An 18,900-nucleotide genomic window follows, 5' to 3' on the forward strand; every position below is an offset into this window, starting at 1 on the left:
TCCTCCTAAGTAATGAGAAATAAATGAAATATCAAGATGACTGAAAAAACTAGCAGCTTCATTTTCCTCCTCCATTAATCCAATATATACCATCAATCAATGATACTATCCACTAATTATTCAATTATTAACAATTTATTCAAACTTATATTTGAAACAATGTTCACATTTATATAGAAATTATTTTTTAAAATCCTTATTAAGCAAAGTATTTGTATCCTTAGCTGCGCAGGCTTCACCAATACATCCCAATTCCTTGTTTTCTTCATACTTCTCTCTCTTGTTATAATGTCGGAGGTGTTGCCGATGAAAATTACGAGAAGATTAATACAATCGATAATGTATACTATTAATTCTGCTACATTCGAAATTATTGGGAATATGGTGTTTGCTTGGTACAACGCAGTGAAAGAGGCAGAGTCAAGCACCCGTAGCATAATCTTTAAGATTGTCCTTTTTTCCATTACAATTTTTTCTGATCCATCGTGGCCTTGCTACCGTAAACCTTCACGATCTAACAATCGATAGAATGTACCAGTTCCAATGGACAATGTTCTACATATGTAACGGACTGACTCTCAGAATTCTTTCATTCTAATTTGACCTCAAGTTTTCTACCTTTAAATTTGCCTGCATTCCTTGCAATTTCAATAACTTCACGTTGTCGTTGTAATGTTAACCCACTTTCTAGCTGCCCAGCCACCAAAAATGGTTAGTAAGAATTCATTCATTGGATATTACTTGTAGTATCTAACCAAGTCTCATTTAGTGATTTGAGAGATGCCCCTTTTTCTTTAATTTGCTTGACAATTGATATCAAGTCTTGTACTGAACGAGATGACGAGGAATCTCATGTACAATCACTGTATCCCCTTTTTCCAATTCCGTAATCATACGTTGAACTTCAGGATGGTCTGTATTACTACCGCTCAATTTCTCTTCATAGTACACTTAGTATCCTTTAACTTTTAATGCCTTGCGTTGACGAGCCGTATTCTGTTTCTTTGATATACGCTTATGTATGCTTTTTTACTTATCGAACTACCTCCATTACCACTTATTGGTTTAATATTATTTTCATTTTCAGTAACGATCAAAGGGTAACGAAATAGTTAAAGAAACCCCTGCAATTATTGGTTTTGTAAGAAAATATAAATAATTACCGAATAAGTACACTCTAACGATAACTAAAAAAGTAAAGGTAATAACTATTAATTCTTTCTTCTTGAAATAAAAATCACCTATAACTGAGTATAGTAAAAAATGGTACAATAGGAAAAAAGGAGGAATAAAATGAAAAAGAACTTTATTTTATCACGTTTTGAAATTGAGGAATTAAACGGAGAAACAAATGTTTCCTTAACATTTGATGATAACATTAGGATATTATTAGGTGAAAATGGAACAGGTAAAACAACGATATTAACAACTTTATATTATGTATTAGCTAGAAAATTTAATAATCTATTTAAGTTATCATTCAAGAGAATAAATTTATATTTAAACTCAGGGGAAGTTATTACTCTTGAGAAAGAGTGGTTTTCTTTAGAAAAAAATAGGCAAGCTTATAAATATTATAAATTTCTTGAAGAACAACTTAGTATCGAGGAACTCGATTACGCTTTGGACATTATTTACCGTGATGCAAATATAGAAATGTTTCGCAAGCAGTTTATTGAGAAAATCAGGAGTAGAGATGTTTCATTTGTAAGAATAAAAAGGGTTATCATTGATTTGAAGGGTATTGTGTTAAATACCTCAACTTATATACATAATGAAAAAATATTAGAGGCGGATAAAAGAATTGGAGAAATATTTAATAAAGAAATTCTTTACTTTCCGACTTATCGACGTATTGAGGAAGATTTAGCAAAGTTAGGACTTAATATTAAAGATAAACTATCTAACAATTATGGAACTATCAACTTTGGTATGGATGACGTTCAAGAAATTTTCAACAAAATAAAAAGTGCCATTAGAGATGAATCTCTTCAAAGTTACTCGAATGTCACTGGTAACATGATAAAACATTTAATTTATCCTAAAAAAGAAGTCATAAATCAAAACTTTGATATGAAGATTCTAGAAATTGTCCTAGACCGTTTTGGAAATGATTTAGATTCAGAGGATAAATTTTATATATCAGAGTTAATAAAACGCAATGAAATTATAAATGAAGAATATTCTTCGCTAAATTTCTATCTAGTTAACTTAGTAAACAATTATATGAAGTATAAGGAAAGAGATGATTCGATCAAAGAGTTTGCTAGAATATGTTCAAAATATCTAGTCAATAAAACAGTATATTTTAATGAAAGCAATGGAGAACTTTCTATAATTAATCTTAAGAGCAATAAAGAAATTGAACTAAATAAACTCTCCTCAGGAGAAAAGCAGATTGTGTCAATCTTAGCCCAAGTTTTCTTGAAATTTAATAATGATTTTATCATTCTATTTGATGAGCCAGAATTATCTCTTTCTATAGAGTGGCAAGAAATGTTGCTACCAGATATCATAAATTCAGGTAAATGCACTTTATTATTGGCTGTTACACACTCACCTTTTATATTCGACAATAGTCTTGATAGTTATGCCAAAGGTATCGAGTTGTTCATCGAGGAGATTGTGCCAAAATATGAATAATACTAACATGAATAGAGATGAAATGCTAAGAAAAAAACGTCAAAAAGGTATAGTGGGTTTTCATAAATTCTCCTTAAAATTTAAACCAAAGAAAAGTATACCTTATTGTTTTGTTGAAGGTGAAGATAGTAAGTATTATTTACCGAGAGTGTCAATGATATGTAAAAGTGAACCTGACTTTGTAAAATGCAATGGCAAGAAAGGTGTATTAGATACTTATAACGAAATAAAAAAACATAAAGAATTTAACGACGAGAAGCTTTTTTTCTTTGTAGATAGTGATTTCGACGTGCCAGTTAATAATGTTGAAATATATGAAACTCCATGTTATTCTATTGAAAATTTATATACATCCTTAGATGCATTTAAAAGAATTTTAAAAAATGAATTTAATCTCGAAGAAACAGATGAAGACTATAACAAAGCTATTGATACTTTTATTGAAAGACAAAATGAATTTCATGATTTAATTTCATTACTAAACTCGTGGATATATAGTTACAAAGATTATATGTACAAAACTGGTGAAGAAATAAAGTTAAGACTAAACGAATTAATTTTAAAAGAACATCTAGTTGATATTACTTTGCATAAAATCACTTGCAAATATACACTCCAGCAGATAGAGGAATTTCTTAATATTACAAAAAAGATTCCAAACAGCAATGTTACAAATATTCATCAAACACTGAATAGTCATCCTAAAAGGGGAAGTATTTTTAGAGGGAAATTTGAATTGGAATTTTTCAAGATATTCTTAGATAAAGTAGTTGAAGACAGAAACAAAAAAACAGGGCGGCAGCTTTTTCAAGAGAAAGGTAAGATTAGATTATCGCTAGATTCAAATATTCTCATTACCTTATCGACCTATGCTGATACTCCAGACTGCTTATTTACTTATATCCATAAAAGATGGACCAGAAAACTACTAACTACGGCATAAGATACCCGAAGGAAGCGGGTTTGTCAAATAAAGTGTGTAAATTCCAGTCTTTAAATATATTTTAAAACCCTACTTTCTAACTTTTCTTATACAAATAGCTGGTTGATGACCATGGACCAGTTTTGTACATGGCCACCTTCCCATTTGGCCTCCAATTCTTTTACTCGTAAATACAGGACTTTTAAGAGAGCGTTCTCGTTGGGGAATGCTCCTTTATTAGTTACCTTTCTAAAGCTAGAGTGTATGCTTTCCACAGCGTTAGTCGTATATATAATTTTACGTACTCCACTTCCATAATCAAAGTGTTGTTCTACATGTCCGAAATTTCTTACCGAAAATACGTAGATATCCTCGATTGTAGAAGAAATGTCTCGTTGAGACATACCTCTGGCATACATGGCAATTACCTTCTCCTCAATCCCGGAAACATTTTTCTTACGCTTTGGAAAAAGTTTTGGCGCGAAGGATCCATCATGATCACGAGGGACTTCAATCTCGACTTCTCCTACGCTAGTTTTAACATTTTTCTTACCGTATCCATTTCTTCTATTTCCAGTTTCTTTTTCCCCTTTATCATTTGAGCCGTAGCCTAAATGGTGATTCATTTCCCCCTTAACATTGCTTCAAACATGGAGGCAAAGATATCCTTAAGAGCATTCTGCATATCTTCAACAGATTCTGGTTGATATTGTTCTATATCTATTGGCTAATTCTACTAATTTTGGATCTCGTTTAGATTTCCCATAATAATATCCCCCAATCCCATATAGTATAAATTTTCCAACAAAAAAACTAAACTGTATATAAGAGCCATACGCTCACTTACTTACACAGTTTAGTTTACAATCCATATAATTTTAATTTTCTAAACCAAATTTTTAAGTATGCATTCGCAGTATACATATTTTCGGGAATAAGAGAAAGGAGAAAATTAACAATCACCAAGTCAAACAACTTAATCTATATTTTATATTAATAACTTAGTTAGTATTATTTATATATAACGTGATCATTTTATTTAGCGCTGTTTCAAACATTTTATGTAGTTTTGTATAGTTTTTTGAAACAACAAAAGACAAAGAACGTTTTCGCTCAGGGTCTTTTGTTTATAAGAAAATATTTAATTTGATTATTCATTCAAACTGACTAAACATCTTCATGTACTTCACCAATATACTCCTAAACATAAGTATCGATCATAATTTAAATATTTTAAAATTAAAAAAGTTTTTAAAATGGTAAGTCATCATCACTTATATCAATAAAACTAACATTTGTAGATTCTAATTCCTTTTCTTGTAGTTGAACTAAGTCGTTTGACCAACCTTCACTTGCTGGCATCAAATTACCATTAACATCAAATAAACTTTCAGAAACCTTGAGAGTATATTCAGTATTATTTCTTACATAAAACAATTCTTCATAGTCACTAAAAGGATCTTGGTTTATATTTTTTACATATCCTAATTCTTCCAGAAAACTCGAAAATTCCTTATAATTTGTAAAAGCTATCCTATATTTGATATTGAACATATTTTGAATATGAAATGTTAGGGAGGATATTGGACGATTTGTAAGAGATTTAGGTTACGAATCTATATTATTTGAAAAAGGTGAGATCCCTTAATCGTAGAAAGTAGAACTTATGAATACTCTAGGTCTTGCCATCCATTTTCTCCTTCTGAATTTCCATTTTTCCAATATATAAATATTTTATCAATATTTGCAAGAATCAACTAGCACTTAAAGGAATTTTTTTCAAAATATTAAATGTTTTTTAAAATGATTGTAGAATTAGAGAGTACAAACATTAAAGTTCCATAATTAGAAATAAAAGACTACACAAATCAGGCTTGAAATTTATTTACCCTTCAACATATCACAAACTTCAATCGTTTTAAGAAATTCATTAATATGACGTGATATAAAGTATTCTCGATCCAATATTTAACAAATATTTTCTTTCGTAACCAAAGTATTTCAACTATCTTTTTATCGGTTCGTCCAATGTCTATGTCTTAAAAATATTTCAGAGGATAATTAAAGTGAGTCTCACAATCCTTTATTTTCCGCTGTCAATTCCTTCATCTGTTTGTAATTGCAAAACCTTTCATATAAACCCACAATTTCATCTAAACTAGTCAATCCAAATTAATCTACTTGCTCCATTTCCAACATTATACTTACTAAGTTTCTTTTGTTTTTCTTCTCCCATAACAAAAAAACCGTACGAGCGAAAATATCACTGTACGGTTAAATATGTAATAGTAACAGGTTTGGCGGGACTGTGTGGGAATCGAACCCACCTGACCTGGCACGCAGGTCACAAGCGGTTTTGAAGACCGTGGAGGACACCAGTACCCCATTCAGCCCCATGTAAGAGACAATATTTATTATACTAAAATATCGGCACTTTTTCAATATCAACATAAGAAAAATGACGAACTGTTTCGGTGTTTCCAATTACTTGTCATATATTCAAGAAACAGACTATAATTAAATTAATACAGGCAGAATATTTCGCATTTTTCATATCATAGCATGTTACATAAGAAAAGTGTCGCAAATTGCTTGCCGGAAAAATATTTGTTTTTGTAGGTGAACGATATGCTTCAAGATTGGTTTATGTGGTTTATTGCATTTTGGTGTGTTGTCATGGTTGTCCTTATGGCCATTGGCGGCTACTTTATGTTTCGTAAGTTCCTTAAAAAGCTGCCGAAGAACGATGGGAAGTCCGATATGGATTGGGAGCTTCATTATATTGACGAAACCCTTCATCTCTGGGGCGAAGAACAAAAGGCTTTTCTGAATGATTTAGTCAGTCCTGTACCCGAATTGTTTCGCGATGTGGCTAAACAGAAAATCGCCGGTAAAATTGGTGAGCTTGCCTTAAAAGAAAAGGCTAAAACCATTACCGAGGATTTGATCATTCGCGGCTACATTTTGGCTACACCAAAACGTGATCATAAATTCCTCCGCAAGAAAATGGACGATCGAAAAATAGACTTAACCCAATACGAGCAGTTTTTTTAAAAGCTGTGTTAAAGAACAATGTTGATTTTGGGCACGGTTGATTGGAGCGGAAGGGGCGAGACTCCTCTAAAATGCTTAGGCATTTTATCGTGCGATGTTCATTCAAGGATGATTATTCATGTCCTGCGGGAGCAGCGGGACAGGTGAGATCCCGCAGGAGCGATAGCGACGAGGAAGCTCGCCGCCCGCCCCGCGGAAAGCGAGCACCTGTAGCGGAAATCAACAACCTTATATAACAGATTCTTTAACAAAGCAAAGCACCGAATCCTCAACGACTCGGTGCTTTTTCTATTACACTGATTTAGCATTTGTTTCTGGATGGAGCACACGATACAGCTTTCGAAAGTTAATATACATTGCGATACGCCACGGAACAATCATTCCAAAGGCGAGGATCCAAAACATTCCGCCAAGTTCCCCAACATCAAGAGAAGAACTCAAGAATGATTTCATGATTACCCGTATGATCAATAGCGCAATTAATATAAAGACAAAGGCTTTTGATGGCTTCAAGTAAATATCATGATCGCGTATTTCAAATTTAGAGGTTTTAATTAACAAAATGGAAAAGAGCATACCAACAGAAGCTGCTTCGACCACCTCTAAAAAGGAAACCTGGAACATCGGAAAGAAAAACATCAACGCCCCGGTGCTCATAAACATTGGAGGTAAGATAATTTTCTTGGCACTAGCTGGTTTTTTGGCTGACTTTATTCTCATAATCATGACGAAAGTCCCCATGAAGACTGCACCTATGGAAGAAAGCACGACATAATTCATAATATACATCCCATCTTGTAAAGTTTACACTATCATTATATACAAATGAAATAAAAAGGAAATAACCAATTTCAAATGATTGTGCCAAATAAAAATGTCTTTGGTGCTAATTTCGCTGACAAATAGTCATTACTAAAGCCCTATATTGTTCAAAAGAAGCCATTTAAGAAATTCTCTTAAATGGCTTTCGGTTACGCAATTACACGATTGATCGTATCTAATACCCTGCTTTCGTCAAATGGTTTTACGATAAAATCCTTCGCACCAGCTTCAATGGCTTCGACGACCATTTTTTGCTGCCCCATTGCAGAGCACATGATGATTTTTGCATCCGGATATTGCTGCTTAATTTCTTTTACGGCATCGACTCCGCCCATTTCCGGCATCGTTATATCCATCGTGACTAAATCGGGTTGGACCTCCGCATATAATCGGACGCCTTCCTTCCCATTTTCGCCTTCACCAACCACCTCATGGTCAGCTTTTTTTAAAATATTGGTTAAGATCATTCTCATAAATTTTGCATCATCAACGATTAAAATTCTTGCCATGCCAGTCCCTCCTACGAACAAACCTAATGGAAAGATTTCAAAGATAGATTATTAAATTAGTAAGAAAGCCTTTTCAGCAAAATCGATTAGAAACCGGTAAATCCGCCAGTAAACTGTTGGATAAAGATAATGATTTTGGTCATCCAGTCAAAGAATAAAATGACACCCATTGCGATCATAATATAACCGCCGATTTTCATGATTTTCACATTGTTTTTGCGAATCCACTGCATTCTTCCGATAAAGAAAGAAAGAACAAAGAACGGAATCGCAAAACCAAGTAAATAAGCAATCATGTACAGCATCCCTGAGCTAGGATTCGTACTAGCTAATGAAATAACAACACCTAGAATAGGTCCAGTACAAGGAGTCCAACCAGCTGCAAACGCCATCCCGATCAATACTGAGCCAGCGTAACCAGACGGACGGTTTTTTAACTCAAAGCGACGTTCTTTCATTAAAAATTCCGGTTTAAATACGCCAACAATGACGAGTCCAAATAGGATGATGAAAATCGCCCCGATTTGGCGGATCAGATCATTATATTCCCTGAAAAATTGACCGACAAACGAGGTCGCAAAGCCTAATGCGATAAAGATGACTGAAAAGCCAACTAAGAAAAATAATGTATGAAGTAGGCTGCGTTTTTGCAGCATTCCATTTTCACTTTTTAACTCCCCAACCGACATCCCGGTTATATAAGATAAGAAAGCCGGATATAATGGTAAACAACATGGTGAAATAAAACTTAAAAATCCTGCCCCAAGCGCAAGAAAAATATTAATGTCTTCCATCAGTACACATCCCTTATTAACAATTGTTTCTAACTCATTCTAACAAAACTTGTGGGCAAATGATACTGAAGATGCTGTGAACAATTCATGTCTTGTACGGTAATTTACATTACAACTATTTGTACCATAATAACTATTTGTGACAAAATTTAGTAAAATACTCCCTAATGTATATTTTTGTTAAATTTGTCTTTGAATTTGCAGTCATTCTCGGCTATACTTATGAAAGTGAATTGTAAATTAACTAACATTTTTTCATTTTATTTCTATAAACCATGTCTATTATTAATATAGCTTTGTTAAAGAACAATGTTGATATAAAGCACGTTGTTGATTGGAGCGGAAGGTGCGAGACTCCTGCGGGAGAAGGTGTCACGGGAGACCCCACAGGCACGAAAGCGCCGAGGAGGCTCCCGGACTCCCCCGCGGAAAGCGAGCACCTGGAGCGGAAATCAACAGCCAATATTAACAGAGCCTTTAATAGAAAAAAGTGATGAAAGGAATTACCATTGTGTTAAAACAAGAGCTTTTATCATTAATAGAACAGAAACGAGCTGAATTAATCCATGTCGTTGCAGTTAATGGGTTAAGTTCCTCTATTGCCGTTCGTCATAGTCAGGAATTAGACGAATTGCTTAATAAATATAATAAAATTTTTATAAAAAAAATCACCACCCATTAAAAAAGCAGACTGGAATCTAAGCATCCAATCTGCTTTTTTTGTTTTAGCTTATCGCATTTTCTACTGTATCGACGTTGCCATTTTGCAGTAAAAACATCTTATGATAAAGACCTTTTTTCGCAAGCAATTGCTGGTGATTACCCCGCTCGACTATTTCACCGTGGTGAAGAACGAGAATCAGATCAGCATCCTGAATCGTTGACAAACGATGCGCAATCGCTATCGTCGTTCGGCCCTTTCTCATTTTTTCAAGGGCCGCTTGGATCGCTTCCTCTGTTTCTGTATCAATATTGGCTGTTGCCTCATCCAGCACAAGGATCTTCGGATTGGTTGCAATCGTCCGGGCAAAGGCAATTAGCTGTCTTTGGCCGCTCGAAAAGGTTGCTCCCCTTTCAACCACCTTATCTTCATAACCATGTTCCAATTTTTCGATAAACGCATCGGCTTGAACAAATTGGGCCGCTTCAATGACTTGTTCGTCGGTCATTTCTTGATTATGGAGGCGGATATTATCCTTAACCGTTCCAAAGAACAAAAACGGATCCTGTAGAACGAGCCCCATTTTGTCACGCAGTTCTTTACGTGGATAATCCTTTAGCGAAACTCCATCGATTTGGATTTCACCTCGATCGAACTCGTAAAAACGCATAAGCAGATTAATGATCGAGCTCTTCCCGCTCCCCGTGTGACCAACGAGCGCCACCGTTTCCCCTGGTTTTGCCGTGAACGAAATATCTTTCAGCACATCCTGTTTGCCATCATAGGAAAAACTGACATGACGAAAATCAATTTCGCCCTCTTCAATCTTTTTGCCCACATCTTTCTGTTCAGGAGCCATATCGGTTTCATCGAGTAAATGAAATACCCTCGCTCCAGCGACAATCGCCTGCTGGTACATCGAAAGGCGCATCATCATATTATTGACCGGTTCAAAGAAACGATCCAAATAGTTGATAAATGCGTACAGAACACCTACTTCAATCGGACTTTCGAACGAGTTAATCCCGAAAAAGCTGAGGATCAGCATAAGGGCAAGGGTGTATACCATATCGACAGCCGGCCGTAGCAGCAAGCCATCCACTTTAATATTTTTCATTCCCGATAAATAATGCTTTTTATTGATACTATCGAATTCATCACGGAGCCGCTGCTCTTGGCGAAACATTTGAATGATCGACATACCTTGCAGTGATTCACTCAGCTTTGCATTCAATTGACTCAATCGTTCCCTCATATCCTGGTAAAAAATAGAGCTGTATTTCCGATAAAGATGGATAATCAAATAGATAAACGGAAGAATCAATAAACAAAAAACAGCCAGCTTAACATTCAAAATAAACATGGCGACAAAGATGCCGATCATCAAGAATCCGCTTTGGATAAACGTCACCAAAACGGTTACGAACATATCCTTTATCGCTTCGGTGTCATTGGTGACCCGCGACACAATACTGCCCGCCGGTGTCTTATCGAAATAGCGCAGCCCTAATGATTGGACCTTTGTAAATACATCGACCCGAAGCTGATGAATGATTTTTACGGCAATCTCCTGGAATTTTACTAATTGAAAATAAGAGACAATGACATTGGCAATTTGAATCGAAAGATAGGCTGCCCCTAAAGTGAACAAGGGCTGGAAGCTTAAATTTCTTGGCGTTAAATAATCATCGATAAACACCTTCACGATGATTGGACCGACAACATCGCCAGTCGTGGTCAGCAATAGTAAGCTAAACGCCAAAACAATCAAACGGAGATGTGGTTTCGTATAGGTTAACAGCCGATAGAGAACGTGACGCTGCTGTTTATTGGTTAAGACGGTGGTTTTATCCATAATCACCCTCCTTGCTCGACGAGATCTTCAAGCTGCTGGCGCAAAAACATTTCTTTATACCAGCCTTTTTGCTCCATTAATTCCTCATGACTTCCGCTTTCTATCATTCGCCCTTCGTCCAGAACGATAATGAGATCTGCATGCTGGATCGCGCTTAAGCGGTGCGAGGTGATCATCGTTGTTTTTCCAGCTCGGTTTTGTTTGAGCGACGAAAGGATCGCCTCTTCTGTTTTTGCATCAACAGCGGAAAGCGAATCATCAAGAATTAACACTTCCGGATTCATGAGCAGTGCTCGTGCAATCGAGATTCTTTGTTTTTGCCCCCCTGATAACGAGACGCCTCTTTCGCCGACGACAGTTTCATATCCTTCCGAGAAATGCAAAATGTCTTCGTGAATATTGGCAACCTTTGCTGCATTGTCTATTTCAGCTTTGGAGGCATCATAACGTGCGAAGGCAATATTTTCAGCAATCGTTGCTGAAAATAAGAAATGGTCCTGTGGTACATACCCAATCGCCGCCCTTAACTTTTCGATTTTATAATGAGTCAACGGCTTTCCGCCAAAGCGAATGTTCACTTCGTCCCCCTCAAATTCACGAATAAGCAATTTAAGGAGGGTGGTTTTCCCAGAACCGGTTTTACCGGCAATCCCCAACGTTTCTCCTTGTTTTAGGCGGAAGGCAATATTGGTTAGAACAGGGCTCTGCTCATTGGGGTAGGTAAAGCTAGTAATCTGATACTCAATATCTCCACTTGGGATGAGGTCAACAGCATCCGGTCGGTCTGCAATTTCTACTTTTTCATTGAGTAGTGCTGCTACGCGGTCATACGAAGCACGACCTCTTTCAACGATATTAAAGAGCCAACCAAATGCGAGCATCGGCCAGATCAGCAATCCTAAATAAGTCGTAAAGGAAATTAATTGTCCTATCGATAATTCCCCTTTAAGCACATAGCTTGAACCAACACTGACGGCGAGAAAAAAGGAAATTCCGACGATAATCGAAATGGTTGGGTCGTATAAGGAATCTACCTTGGCGACTGAAATATTTTTAGCCACTACATCTTCCGATTGGCGTTTGAAGTCTTGAATATCTTCTTGTTCCTGTCCGAAGGTTTTGATTACTTTTATCCCTGTGATACTTTCTTGTGTTTTGTCATTGAGTGAGGAAAAGGCTTCCTGAGCTTTATGGAAACGCTTATGAAGATGGGTTCCGTACCAGCTTGTTAAAACGGCCATTATTGGCATTGGGATGAGGCTGATCAGCGTCAATTTCCAACTAATCGTGGCAGCCATGGTAATGATGACAAATCCACCGGTTGCAATCGAGTCTACCAAGGTCAGTATTCCCATTCCTGCGGTTTGCTGGATGGCTTGCAAGTCGTTTGTGGCATGGGCCATTAAATCCCCGACGCGTCGTTTCTGATAAAAGGATGGAGACATTCTTGTGAAATGATGATAGAGCTGATTTCTTAGAAGCATGGAGAGCTTTACCGCTGAACCAAATATTTTTATTCGCCAAAAATAGCGAAGGACATACATGGCTATCCCTGAGAAAAGCAGAATAACAACCCACTTAACTAATATCGAAGAGGTGATCGTTTGATCGTGAATATGATCAACTAAGATGCCAATCACTTTAGGAGGTACTAATTGCAGTAAGGCTACGACGCCAAGAATAAAGATTCCGGAAAGATAGGCCTTTTTTTCTTGTTTAAAGAACCATAGTAAATCAAGAAATACTTTCATACTTCCCTCCGCCCCTTTATATATATTCATGCTCAAACAGTCTAACAAATTTTCTTAAAATAGGAAAATAAAAAGGGTTTCCGCCTAACCGATTAATTAAACCCGTTTGCTATGCAATGATATAAATATTCCTTTATAGCATCTTTTCATTCCAACAAAAAAACCACCTTTCTTTGGTTAGTTTCCAACAGAAAAGTGGTTTTGGTTTTAAGAAATTGAAAGGTAAGCAATTATAAGACAAAATCTTGATGAAAAATACACACTACAAAATTTCGCAGGGGGTAAAATTCATCTTATAATTGCCTTCAAAAGATTTACTTGCCACCTTGTTTATTCATGGCGTTCAACATTTGATTAATTTTCTTTTGTGATGGTTTCATGCCCATTTGCATCATCATCATTTTTAACATTTGTTCGTTGATTGGCGGATTTTTCTTTAAATAGTCCATCATATACTTACGTGCAATGAAAAATCCTAGAGCTACACCAGCAGCTAATGCCAGTACGCCAACTAGAATATAAACCCACATATAAAAACTTCCTCCTTCATGTTGTCTATCATACAGTGTACTAGACCAAAGGTAATTATACAATATTTGCACCGAATTTTGTTCTTTTTAGACAAATTTTCTTTCTTTAATTGGATTCAACCATCCGTAGCGCTGATGTTGGAAATCCATGGCTAGAAAGGAGGACTCACATTGGCGGAGTGCTTCGAAGAAAATCGTTTCCGAATCAAAGCTTCCTTTTGACTCCAAGAAGATAACCCGATCACTGATTTTAAGCTTGGCTGCGCTAAAAATTCCTTTTCTTTCTATATAATATACCCCGTTTTCATAGTGAAATTCCTTAATTTTACTCAGCTTTTGAACGAGTGTTTTCTGAACACGAAGACTCGGAATCGGTTTTGTAATATATTGTATTTGTCTTTCAATAATTTTCTTTAATTCCCCTTGTGCATGATCTTTTTCAAGAAACAAGTGAAAAAACAAACGTTCTTTTCCAAAATAATGGGAGGCAAACTCATCTTCTATTAAATAAAGTTGATAGGTTCTCAATATAAAACCTCCTTTGCGGACATGCTCTTTTTCTCATTATAGAAAAAAGTCAATGGGAGGTTTGTCTTAAAGCGTCAAAAACAAGCACTAGTTTTGTCGAATTCTTTCCTATTTCACGCCATAACAAAAGGAGAGCGGAACCGCTCCCCTTCTTAATACCCCTTTATAAAAACCCCTATGGTCAATCTCCCTTAATACCCTTTTGCACTTTCTTTTGTAACTTTTTCTTTAAAGAGGAAATAGCTCCAAATTTGATACCCGATGACAATAGGTACAAAAATAACAGCCACCGTGAACATGACCTTTAAGTTAAGGGCACTACCCGCTGCATCATATAAGGTGACGCTGTACTTATCATCAATGATCGATGTAAGCATATTTGGGAACATGCCAATAAATCCTGTCGCCATTTGTAAGACAATGGCTAAGCAAACAGTCGTAAATGCTGCGCCAATCTTATCTTTAAAAACAAAGACAACCGTTAGCATAATCGAAATGAGCGATAAACTAGGCACCAACCATAATAGTGGGACCTCATTAAAGTTGTTGGCAATCGGCGTCATATTCATTGTTGCCACAAAAAAGATCGCTAAGACTGCTGCTGCAATCATTGAATAGGTTCTCGCCATTTTTTTGCAGCGATTCACAACTTCTCCCACAGTTTTTAATTGAATCCAAAGCGAGCCTGATAATAAGAACAATGTTACAAATAGAATTCCTCCAAGCAGGCCATACGGATTTAACAGACTTAATAGATTCCCCTCATAGCCATTCTCACCAATTAATAAGCCGCGGTACAAATTCGCGAAAGCAACGCCGAATAATAGGGCAATCAAAAAGCTTGCAACCGCAAACGCCCATTTCCAAGATGTTTGCCATCGCGGAGAATCAACCTTGTGCATAAACTCAAGGCCTGTCGCACGAATAAACAGTGAAAATAAGATTAAGAATAGAGCTTCATAAAGGAACGAGAACATGTCTGCGTATGCCCCAGGAAATGCTGCAAACGTTGCACCACCTGCGGTAATCAGCCATACTTCATTTCCACCCCAAAACGGTCCAATTGCTTCCTGCAATTGATTACGCTCGGCACGGTTTTTTGTAACGAACGGTAACAACATGCCTGTTCCAAGTGTATAACCATCTAAGAAAATGTAAACGGTCCAAATTAATCCCCAGAGACCAAACCATGTCACGGCTAAGAAATCATGAGACATAAGTTTCGACACCTCCCTTTGCTGTGCTTAATCCTTCTGGTCCTTTTTTCGCATATTTGATAATTAAGTATACATCCGCAATGAGTAAGACCGTGTAAAATGCGATCAAACTGACTAAAGAAAACCAAATTTGTCCAAGTGAAATTGGTGATACAGCATTGGCGGTCTTCATTAAACCATATACCACCCAAGGCTGACGGCCCACTTCTGCAACCATCCATCCTAGGTTAATGGCTAAATATGGTAATAACACAGAGTAAAGGACAAATTTTAAATATTTCTTAGATTCTACTAAGCGGTTTTTCCGGTAAAGATATGCACCATACCAGGTGATAGCTAAGAAATATAAGCCGAGTGCGATCATTGCTCGGAAACTATAAAATACTAAGCTTACATTTGGGCGTTCATCCTTAGGAAAATCTTTTAATCCAGTTACTTCCCCATCAAATTTATTTGTATAGAAGAAGCTGCCAAGCTTTGGAATCGTTAATGCTTCAAAAGCATTCCGACTATTTTCCGGATCAGGAATTTGGATAATGCTGAAAGGTAACTCGGTTTGAGTTTCCCAAACACTTTCCATTGCCGCTCCTTTAGCTGGTTGAACACTTGTTGCATAAACACCTGATTGATGTCCTAAAAATGGAGTTGCTGTACTGGCAAATAGTGCCATAATAAGTCCGTATTTGAATGATTTTTTGAAGAAGTCCACATCTTTTTTTCTTAGTAAATGGTAGGCACTTACTGCCATAACAAAAAATGAACCAACTATGTAACAGGCAATGACAGTGTGGAAAAACATATGCCATGCATAAGGATTTGTTACAAGTGCGCTAAAGCTTTCAAGCTCAACTCGACCATTTTTCAATGTATATCCAACCGGGTTTTGCATAAAACCATTTGCGGTGATAATCCAAAGAGCCGAAATGTTGGTGCCAAGGGCAACCATCCAGATCGAAAATGCCCGCATTTTTGCTGAAAATTTGTTTCTGCCAAATAACCAAATCCCCATAAAGGTCGATTCTAGGAAAAAGGCGAGCAATGCCTCAATGGCGAGTGGTGATCCAAAAATATCTCCTACATATCTTGAGTATTCCGACCAGTTTGTACCAAACTGGAATTCCATGGTGATTCCTGTGATCACACCTAGGACAAAATTTATTGAAAAAAGCTTGCCCCAGAAATCGGCCATTCTACGATACTGCAAGTCTCCTGTACGAGCGTAATTGGTTTCCATAATGGCTACCAAGATAACCAGCCCGATCGTTAATGGTACGAATAGAAAATGGTAAAAAACTGTAATTGCAAATTGGAGCCTGCTTAACAATAAAACCCCATCCATCATAATCCCTCCTATTTCCATAACTTACAAATCTCATTTACATTATATTACTAAAATATTTTTTAGAACCTCGGAATTGTTACCGAAATGTGACACACTATTGAATAAATTGTGTCATTAATCACAAATGTGATAAATGTAATTGATTCATAGGAGAAACTAATGATGATTCACCTTTTAATAACGAAAAAAAGGAACGAATCATAAGATTCGTTCCAAACTTAATTACGATATTTAATTGTTAGCAACCAATGCCTTCACAATCGCTACAACATTCTCAGTTGTGAAACCGTATTCTTGCATAATTTTTTCACCTGGAGCAGATGCACCGAATTGATCAATCGCCAATACTTCACCTTCATCCCCAGTATATTTATGCCAGCCTAGTGATGATCCCATCTCAATTCCTAAGCGCTTTTTAACGTTTTTAGGAAGAACGGATTCTTTGTATTCTTTAGATTGCGCTTCAAAGCGATCCCAAGAAGGCATGCTGACTACTGCAACATCGATTCCTTCGCTTGCAAGCGCTTTTTGTGCTTCAATCGCTAATCCAACTTCAGAACCAGCTGCTAAAATTAATGCGTCTGCTGTTTCTTTTCCAGATGGAGAAACAACATAAGCTCCTTTGGAAACGCCCTCATATGCATTTTCAGCTGTTCCTTTAATAGTCGGAAGATCTTGACGAGTTAAAACAAGTGCAGTTGGAACTGATCTAGATTCTAATGCTAACTTCCATGCAGCCGCTGTTTCATTTCCATCTGCTGGACGAACAACTGAAAGTCCAGGCATTGCACGAAGTCCAGCTAATTGCTCGATTGGCTCATGTGTTGGTCCATCTTCCCCAACCGCAATACTATCATGAGTAAATACATACGTTACTGGAAGACCCATTAATGCTGATAAACGAATCGCCGGCTTCACGTAATCGGAGAATACAAAGAATGTTCCTCCAAATACTTTCAATCCACTATGAAGAGCCATACCGTTTAAAGCTGCGCCCATCGCAAATTCACGGACACCAAACCAAATGTTGCGGCCTTCATACGAATTACGAGAATAATCTCCCGCACCTTTAATGGTCGTTTTGTTTGATCCAGCAAGGTCAGCGGATCCACCAAAGAAGTAAGGAACGTTTTTAGCAATCGCATTTAACACTTCACCAGAAGATGCACGGCTTGCTAAGCTTTTCCCTTCTTGGTAAACCGGGATATCCTTATCCCATCCTTCAGGCAATTCGCCTTTAGCACCTTGTTCAAATTGAACGGCTAATTCAGGATAAGCTGCTTTATATTGAGCAAATAAGTCATTCCACTCTTTTTCTTTGTTCACTCCATTTTCAACAACTAATTGGTTGAAATGGCTGTAAACATCTGCAGGAACATGGAAGTCTTCTTCGAAGTCCCATTGGTACGCTTCCTTCGTAAGCTTTAACTCATTGGCACCAAGCGGTGATCCATGAACATCAGATTTTCCTGATTTATTCGGAGAACCATAGCCAATAACTGTTTTTACTTCGATTAAAGTTGGATGAGTAAGATCTTGTTTTGCTGTTTCGATCGCTTGAGCAATCGCAGCTAAATCGTTGCCATCTTCAACACGAAGATATTGCCAGCCGTACGCTTTAAAGCGTCCTTCAACACTTTCAGAGAAGGACTTATTTAGTTCTCCATCTAAAGAGATGTCATTTGAATCATAAAGAACGATCATGCGACCAAGTTGAAGGTGAGCCGCTAAGGAAGCAGCTTCTGCCGAAACGCCCTCCATTAAGTCTCCATCTCCACAAATTGAGTATGTATAATGGTCGATCACATTAAAGTTGTCTTTGTTGTATTGTGCAGCTAAATGTCTTTCTGCCATTGCAATCCCAACCGCCATCGCAATCCCTTGACCTAACGGACCGGATGTTGCATCAACGCCTGGTGTATGACCAAATTCAGGATGCCCTGGAGTCTTGCTGCCCCATTGACGGAAATTCTTTAAATCTTCAATTGATAAGCCATATCCGGATAAGTGAAGCAAGCTATATAATAACGCGGATCCATGACCTGCAGAAAGCACAAAGCGATCTCGGTTAATCCAATTAGGATTTTTAGGATTATGGTTCATAAACCGTGTCCAAAGGGTATACGCCATTGGAGCTGCTCCCATTGGCATGCCCGGGTGGCCGGAGTTTGCTTTTTCTATCGCATCAATCGACAATGTACGGATAGAATTAATCGACAAAGAATCGATCTGTTCAAACATGTGTGTCATCCTTTCCATTTTTAATCAATAC

Annotated in this window: 16 protein-coding genes, 1 tRNA gene and 1 pseudogene; 4 read left to right on the forward strand and 14 right to left on the reverse strand. The window is 37.0% G+C overall.

Going from position 1 to position 18,900, the window contains the following annotated elements; genetic code table 11:
• Positions 1-816: 816 nt before the first annotated feature.
• Complete coding sequence (locus ACI48O_RS10350) at positions 817-951, reverse strand: recombinase family protein (RefSeq protein ID WP_435561720.1); 135 nt, start codon at positions 949-951, stop codon at positions 817-819.
• A gap of 342 nt (positions 952-1,293) precedes the next feature.
• Here ACI48O_RS10350 and ACI48O_RS10355 point away from each other — a divergent pair, with 342 nt between their 5' ends.
• Both ACI48O_RS10355 and ACI48O_RS10360 read left to right on the forward strand, forming a co-directional pair.
• On the forward strand, positions 1,294-2,643 hold the full coding sequence (locus tag ACI48O_RS10355) for an AAA family ATPase (RefSeq protein ID WP_435561721.1): 1,350 nt from the start codon (positions 1,294-1,296) through the stop codon (positions 2,641-2,643).
• Complete coding sequence (locus ACI48O_RS10360; RefSeq protein WP_435561722.1) at positions 2,636-3,586, forward strand: DUF4435 domain-containing protein; 951 nt, start codon at positions 2,636-2,638, stop codon at positions 3,584-3,586. The genes ACI48O_RS10355 and ACI48O_RS10360 overlap by 8 nt, the downstream gene beginning before the upstream one ends.
• 86 nt (positions 3,587-3,672) lie before the next feature.
• On the opposite strand, the pseudogene ACI48O_RS10365 reads toward ACI48O_RS10360, so the two are convergent.
• The 3 genes and pseudogenes from ACI48O_RS10365 to ACI48O_RS10375 form a co-directional block, all read right to left on the reverse strand.
• Positions 3,673-4,347: pseudogene (locus ACI48O_RS10365) on the reverse strand (transposase).
• A 469-nt stretch (positions 4,348-4,816) separates the two neighbouring features.
• Positions 4,817-5,119: a hypothetical protein gene (locus ACI48O_RS10370; RefSeq protein WP_435561723.1), complete on the reverse strand. Its 303-nt coding sequence runs from the start codon at positions 5,117-5,119 to the stop codon at positions 4,817-4,819.
• Between the two features lie 744 nt (positions 5,120-5,863).
• Positions 5,864-5,960, reverse strand: a tRNA-Sec gene (locus ACI48O_RS10375).
• Positions 5,961-6,193: 233 nt separating this feature from the next.
• On the opposite strand from ACI48O_RS10375, the gene ACI48O_RS10380 reads away from it, so the two are divergent.
• The gene (locus tag ACI48O_RS10380) at positions 6,194-6,619 is read left to right on the forward strand and encodes a DUF2621 domain-containing protein (protein WP_435561724.1); all 426 of its coding nucleotides are present in this window, start codon (positions 6,194-6,196) and stop codon (positions 6,617-6,619) included.
• 291 nt (positions 6,620-6,910) lie between these two features.
• On the opposite strand, the gene ACI48O_RS10385 is transcribed toward ACI48O_RS10380, so the two are convergent.
• The 3 genes from ACI48O_RS10385 to ACI48O_RS10395 all read right to left on the reverse strand — a co-directional run bounded on the left by ACI48O_RS10385 (position 6,911) and on the right by ACI48O_RS10395 (position 8,744).
• The gene (locus ACI48O_RS10385; protein WP_435561725.1) at positions 6,911-7,399 is read right to left on the reverse strand and encodes a CcdC family protein; all 489 of its coding nucleotides are present in this window, start codon (positions 7,397-7,399) and stop codon (positions 6,911-6,913) included.
• A 191-nt stretch (positions 7,400-7,590) separates the two neighbouring features.
• Positions 7,591-7,950 carry a response regulator gene (locus ACI48O_RS10390; RefSeq protein ID WP_435561726.1) on the reverse strand — a complete coding sequence of 120 codons (360 nt, stop codon included), beginning with the start codon at positions 7,948-7,950 and terminating at the stop codon, positions 7,591-7,593.
• Positions 7,951-8,036: 86 nt separating this feature from the next.
• On the reverse strand, positions 8,037-8,744 hold the full coding sequence (locus ACI48O_RS10395; protein WP_435561727.1) for a cytochrome c biogenesis CcdA family protein: 708 nt from the start codon (positions 8,742-8,744) through the stop codon (positions 8,037-8,039).
• Between the two features lie 511 nt (positions 8,745-9,255).
• Here ACI48O_RS10395 and ACI48O_RS10400 point away from each other — a divergent pair.
• Complete coding sequence (locus ACI48O_RS10400) at positions 9,256-9,426, forward strand: Spo0E family sporulation regulatory protein-aspartic acid phosphatase (RefSeq protein WP_435561728.1); 171 nt, start codon at positions 9,256-9,258, stop codon at positions 9,424-9,426.
• Positions 9,427-9,469: 43 nt separating this feature from the next.
• On the opposite strand, the gene ACI48O_RS10405 is transcribed toward ACI48O_RS10400, so the two are convergent.
• The 7 genes from ACI48O_RS10405 to tkt all read right to left on the reverse strand — a co-directional run bounded on the left by ACI48O_RS10405 (position 9,470) and on the right by tkt (position 18,869).
• Entirely contained in the window at positions 9,470-11,260 is a 1,791-nt protein-coding gene (locus tag ACI48O_RS10405; protein WP_435561729.1) for an ABC transporter ATP-binding protein, read from the reverse strand.
• Positions 11,261-11,262: 2 nt separating this feature from the next.
• Entirely contained in the window at positions 11,263-13,011 is a 1,749-nt protein-coding gene (locus ACI48O_RS10410; RefSeq protein ID WP_435561730.1) for an ABC transporter transmembrane domain-containing protein, read from the reverse strand.
• Positions 13,012-13,325: 314 nt separating this feature from the next.
• Positions 13,326-13,541, reverse strand: a complete 216-nt coding sequence (locus ACI48O_RS10415; protein WP_435561731.1) for a YneF family protein — start codon at positions 13,539-13,541, stop codon at positions 13,326-13,328.
• Positions 13,542-13,628: 87 nt separating this feature from the next.
• Positions 13,629-14,069: a sporulation inhibitor of replication protein SirA gene (gene sirA, locus ACI48O_RS10420; RefSeq protein WP_435561732.1), complete on the reverse strand. Its 441-nt coding sequence runs from the start codon at positions 14,067-14,069 to the stop codon at positions 13,629-13,631.
• 191 nt (positions 14,070-14,260) lie between these two features.
• The gene (gene cydB, locus ACI48O_RS10425) at positions 14,261-15,286 is read right to left on the reverse strand and encodes a cytochrome d ubiquinol oxidase subunit II (protein WP_435561733.1); all 1,026 of its coding nucleotides are present in this window, start codon (positions 15,284-15,286) and stop codon (positions 14,261-14,263) included.
• Positions 15,276-16,625 (reverse strand): cytochrome ubiquinol oxidase subunit I, encoded by a 1,350-nt coding sequence (locus ACI48O_RS10430; RefSeq protein ID WP_435561776.1) that lies wholly within the window; start codon positions 16,623-16,625, stop codon positions 15,276-15,278. Before ACI48O_RS10430 ends, cydB begins: the two co-directional genes overlap by 11 nt.
• Before the next feature lie 234 nt (positions 16,626-16,859).
• On the reverse strand, positions 16,860-18,869 hold the full coding sequence (tkt, locus tag ACI48O_RS10435; protein ID WP_435561734.1) for a transketolase: 2,010 nt from the start codon (positions 18,867-18,869) through the stop codon (positions 16,860-16,862).
• Between the last annotated feature and the right edge of the window lie 31 nt (positions 18,870-18,900).

It is taken from the genome of Neobacillus terrisolis, from assembly GCF_051233475.1.
In the GTDB taxonomy this organism is placed as follows: domain Bacteria; phylum Bacillota; class Bacilli; order Bacillales; family Cytobacillaceae; genus Bacillus_BU.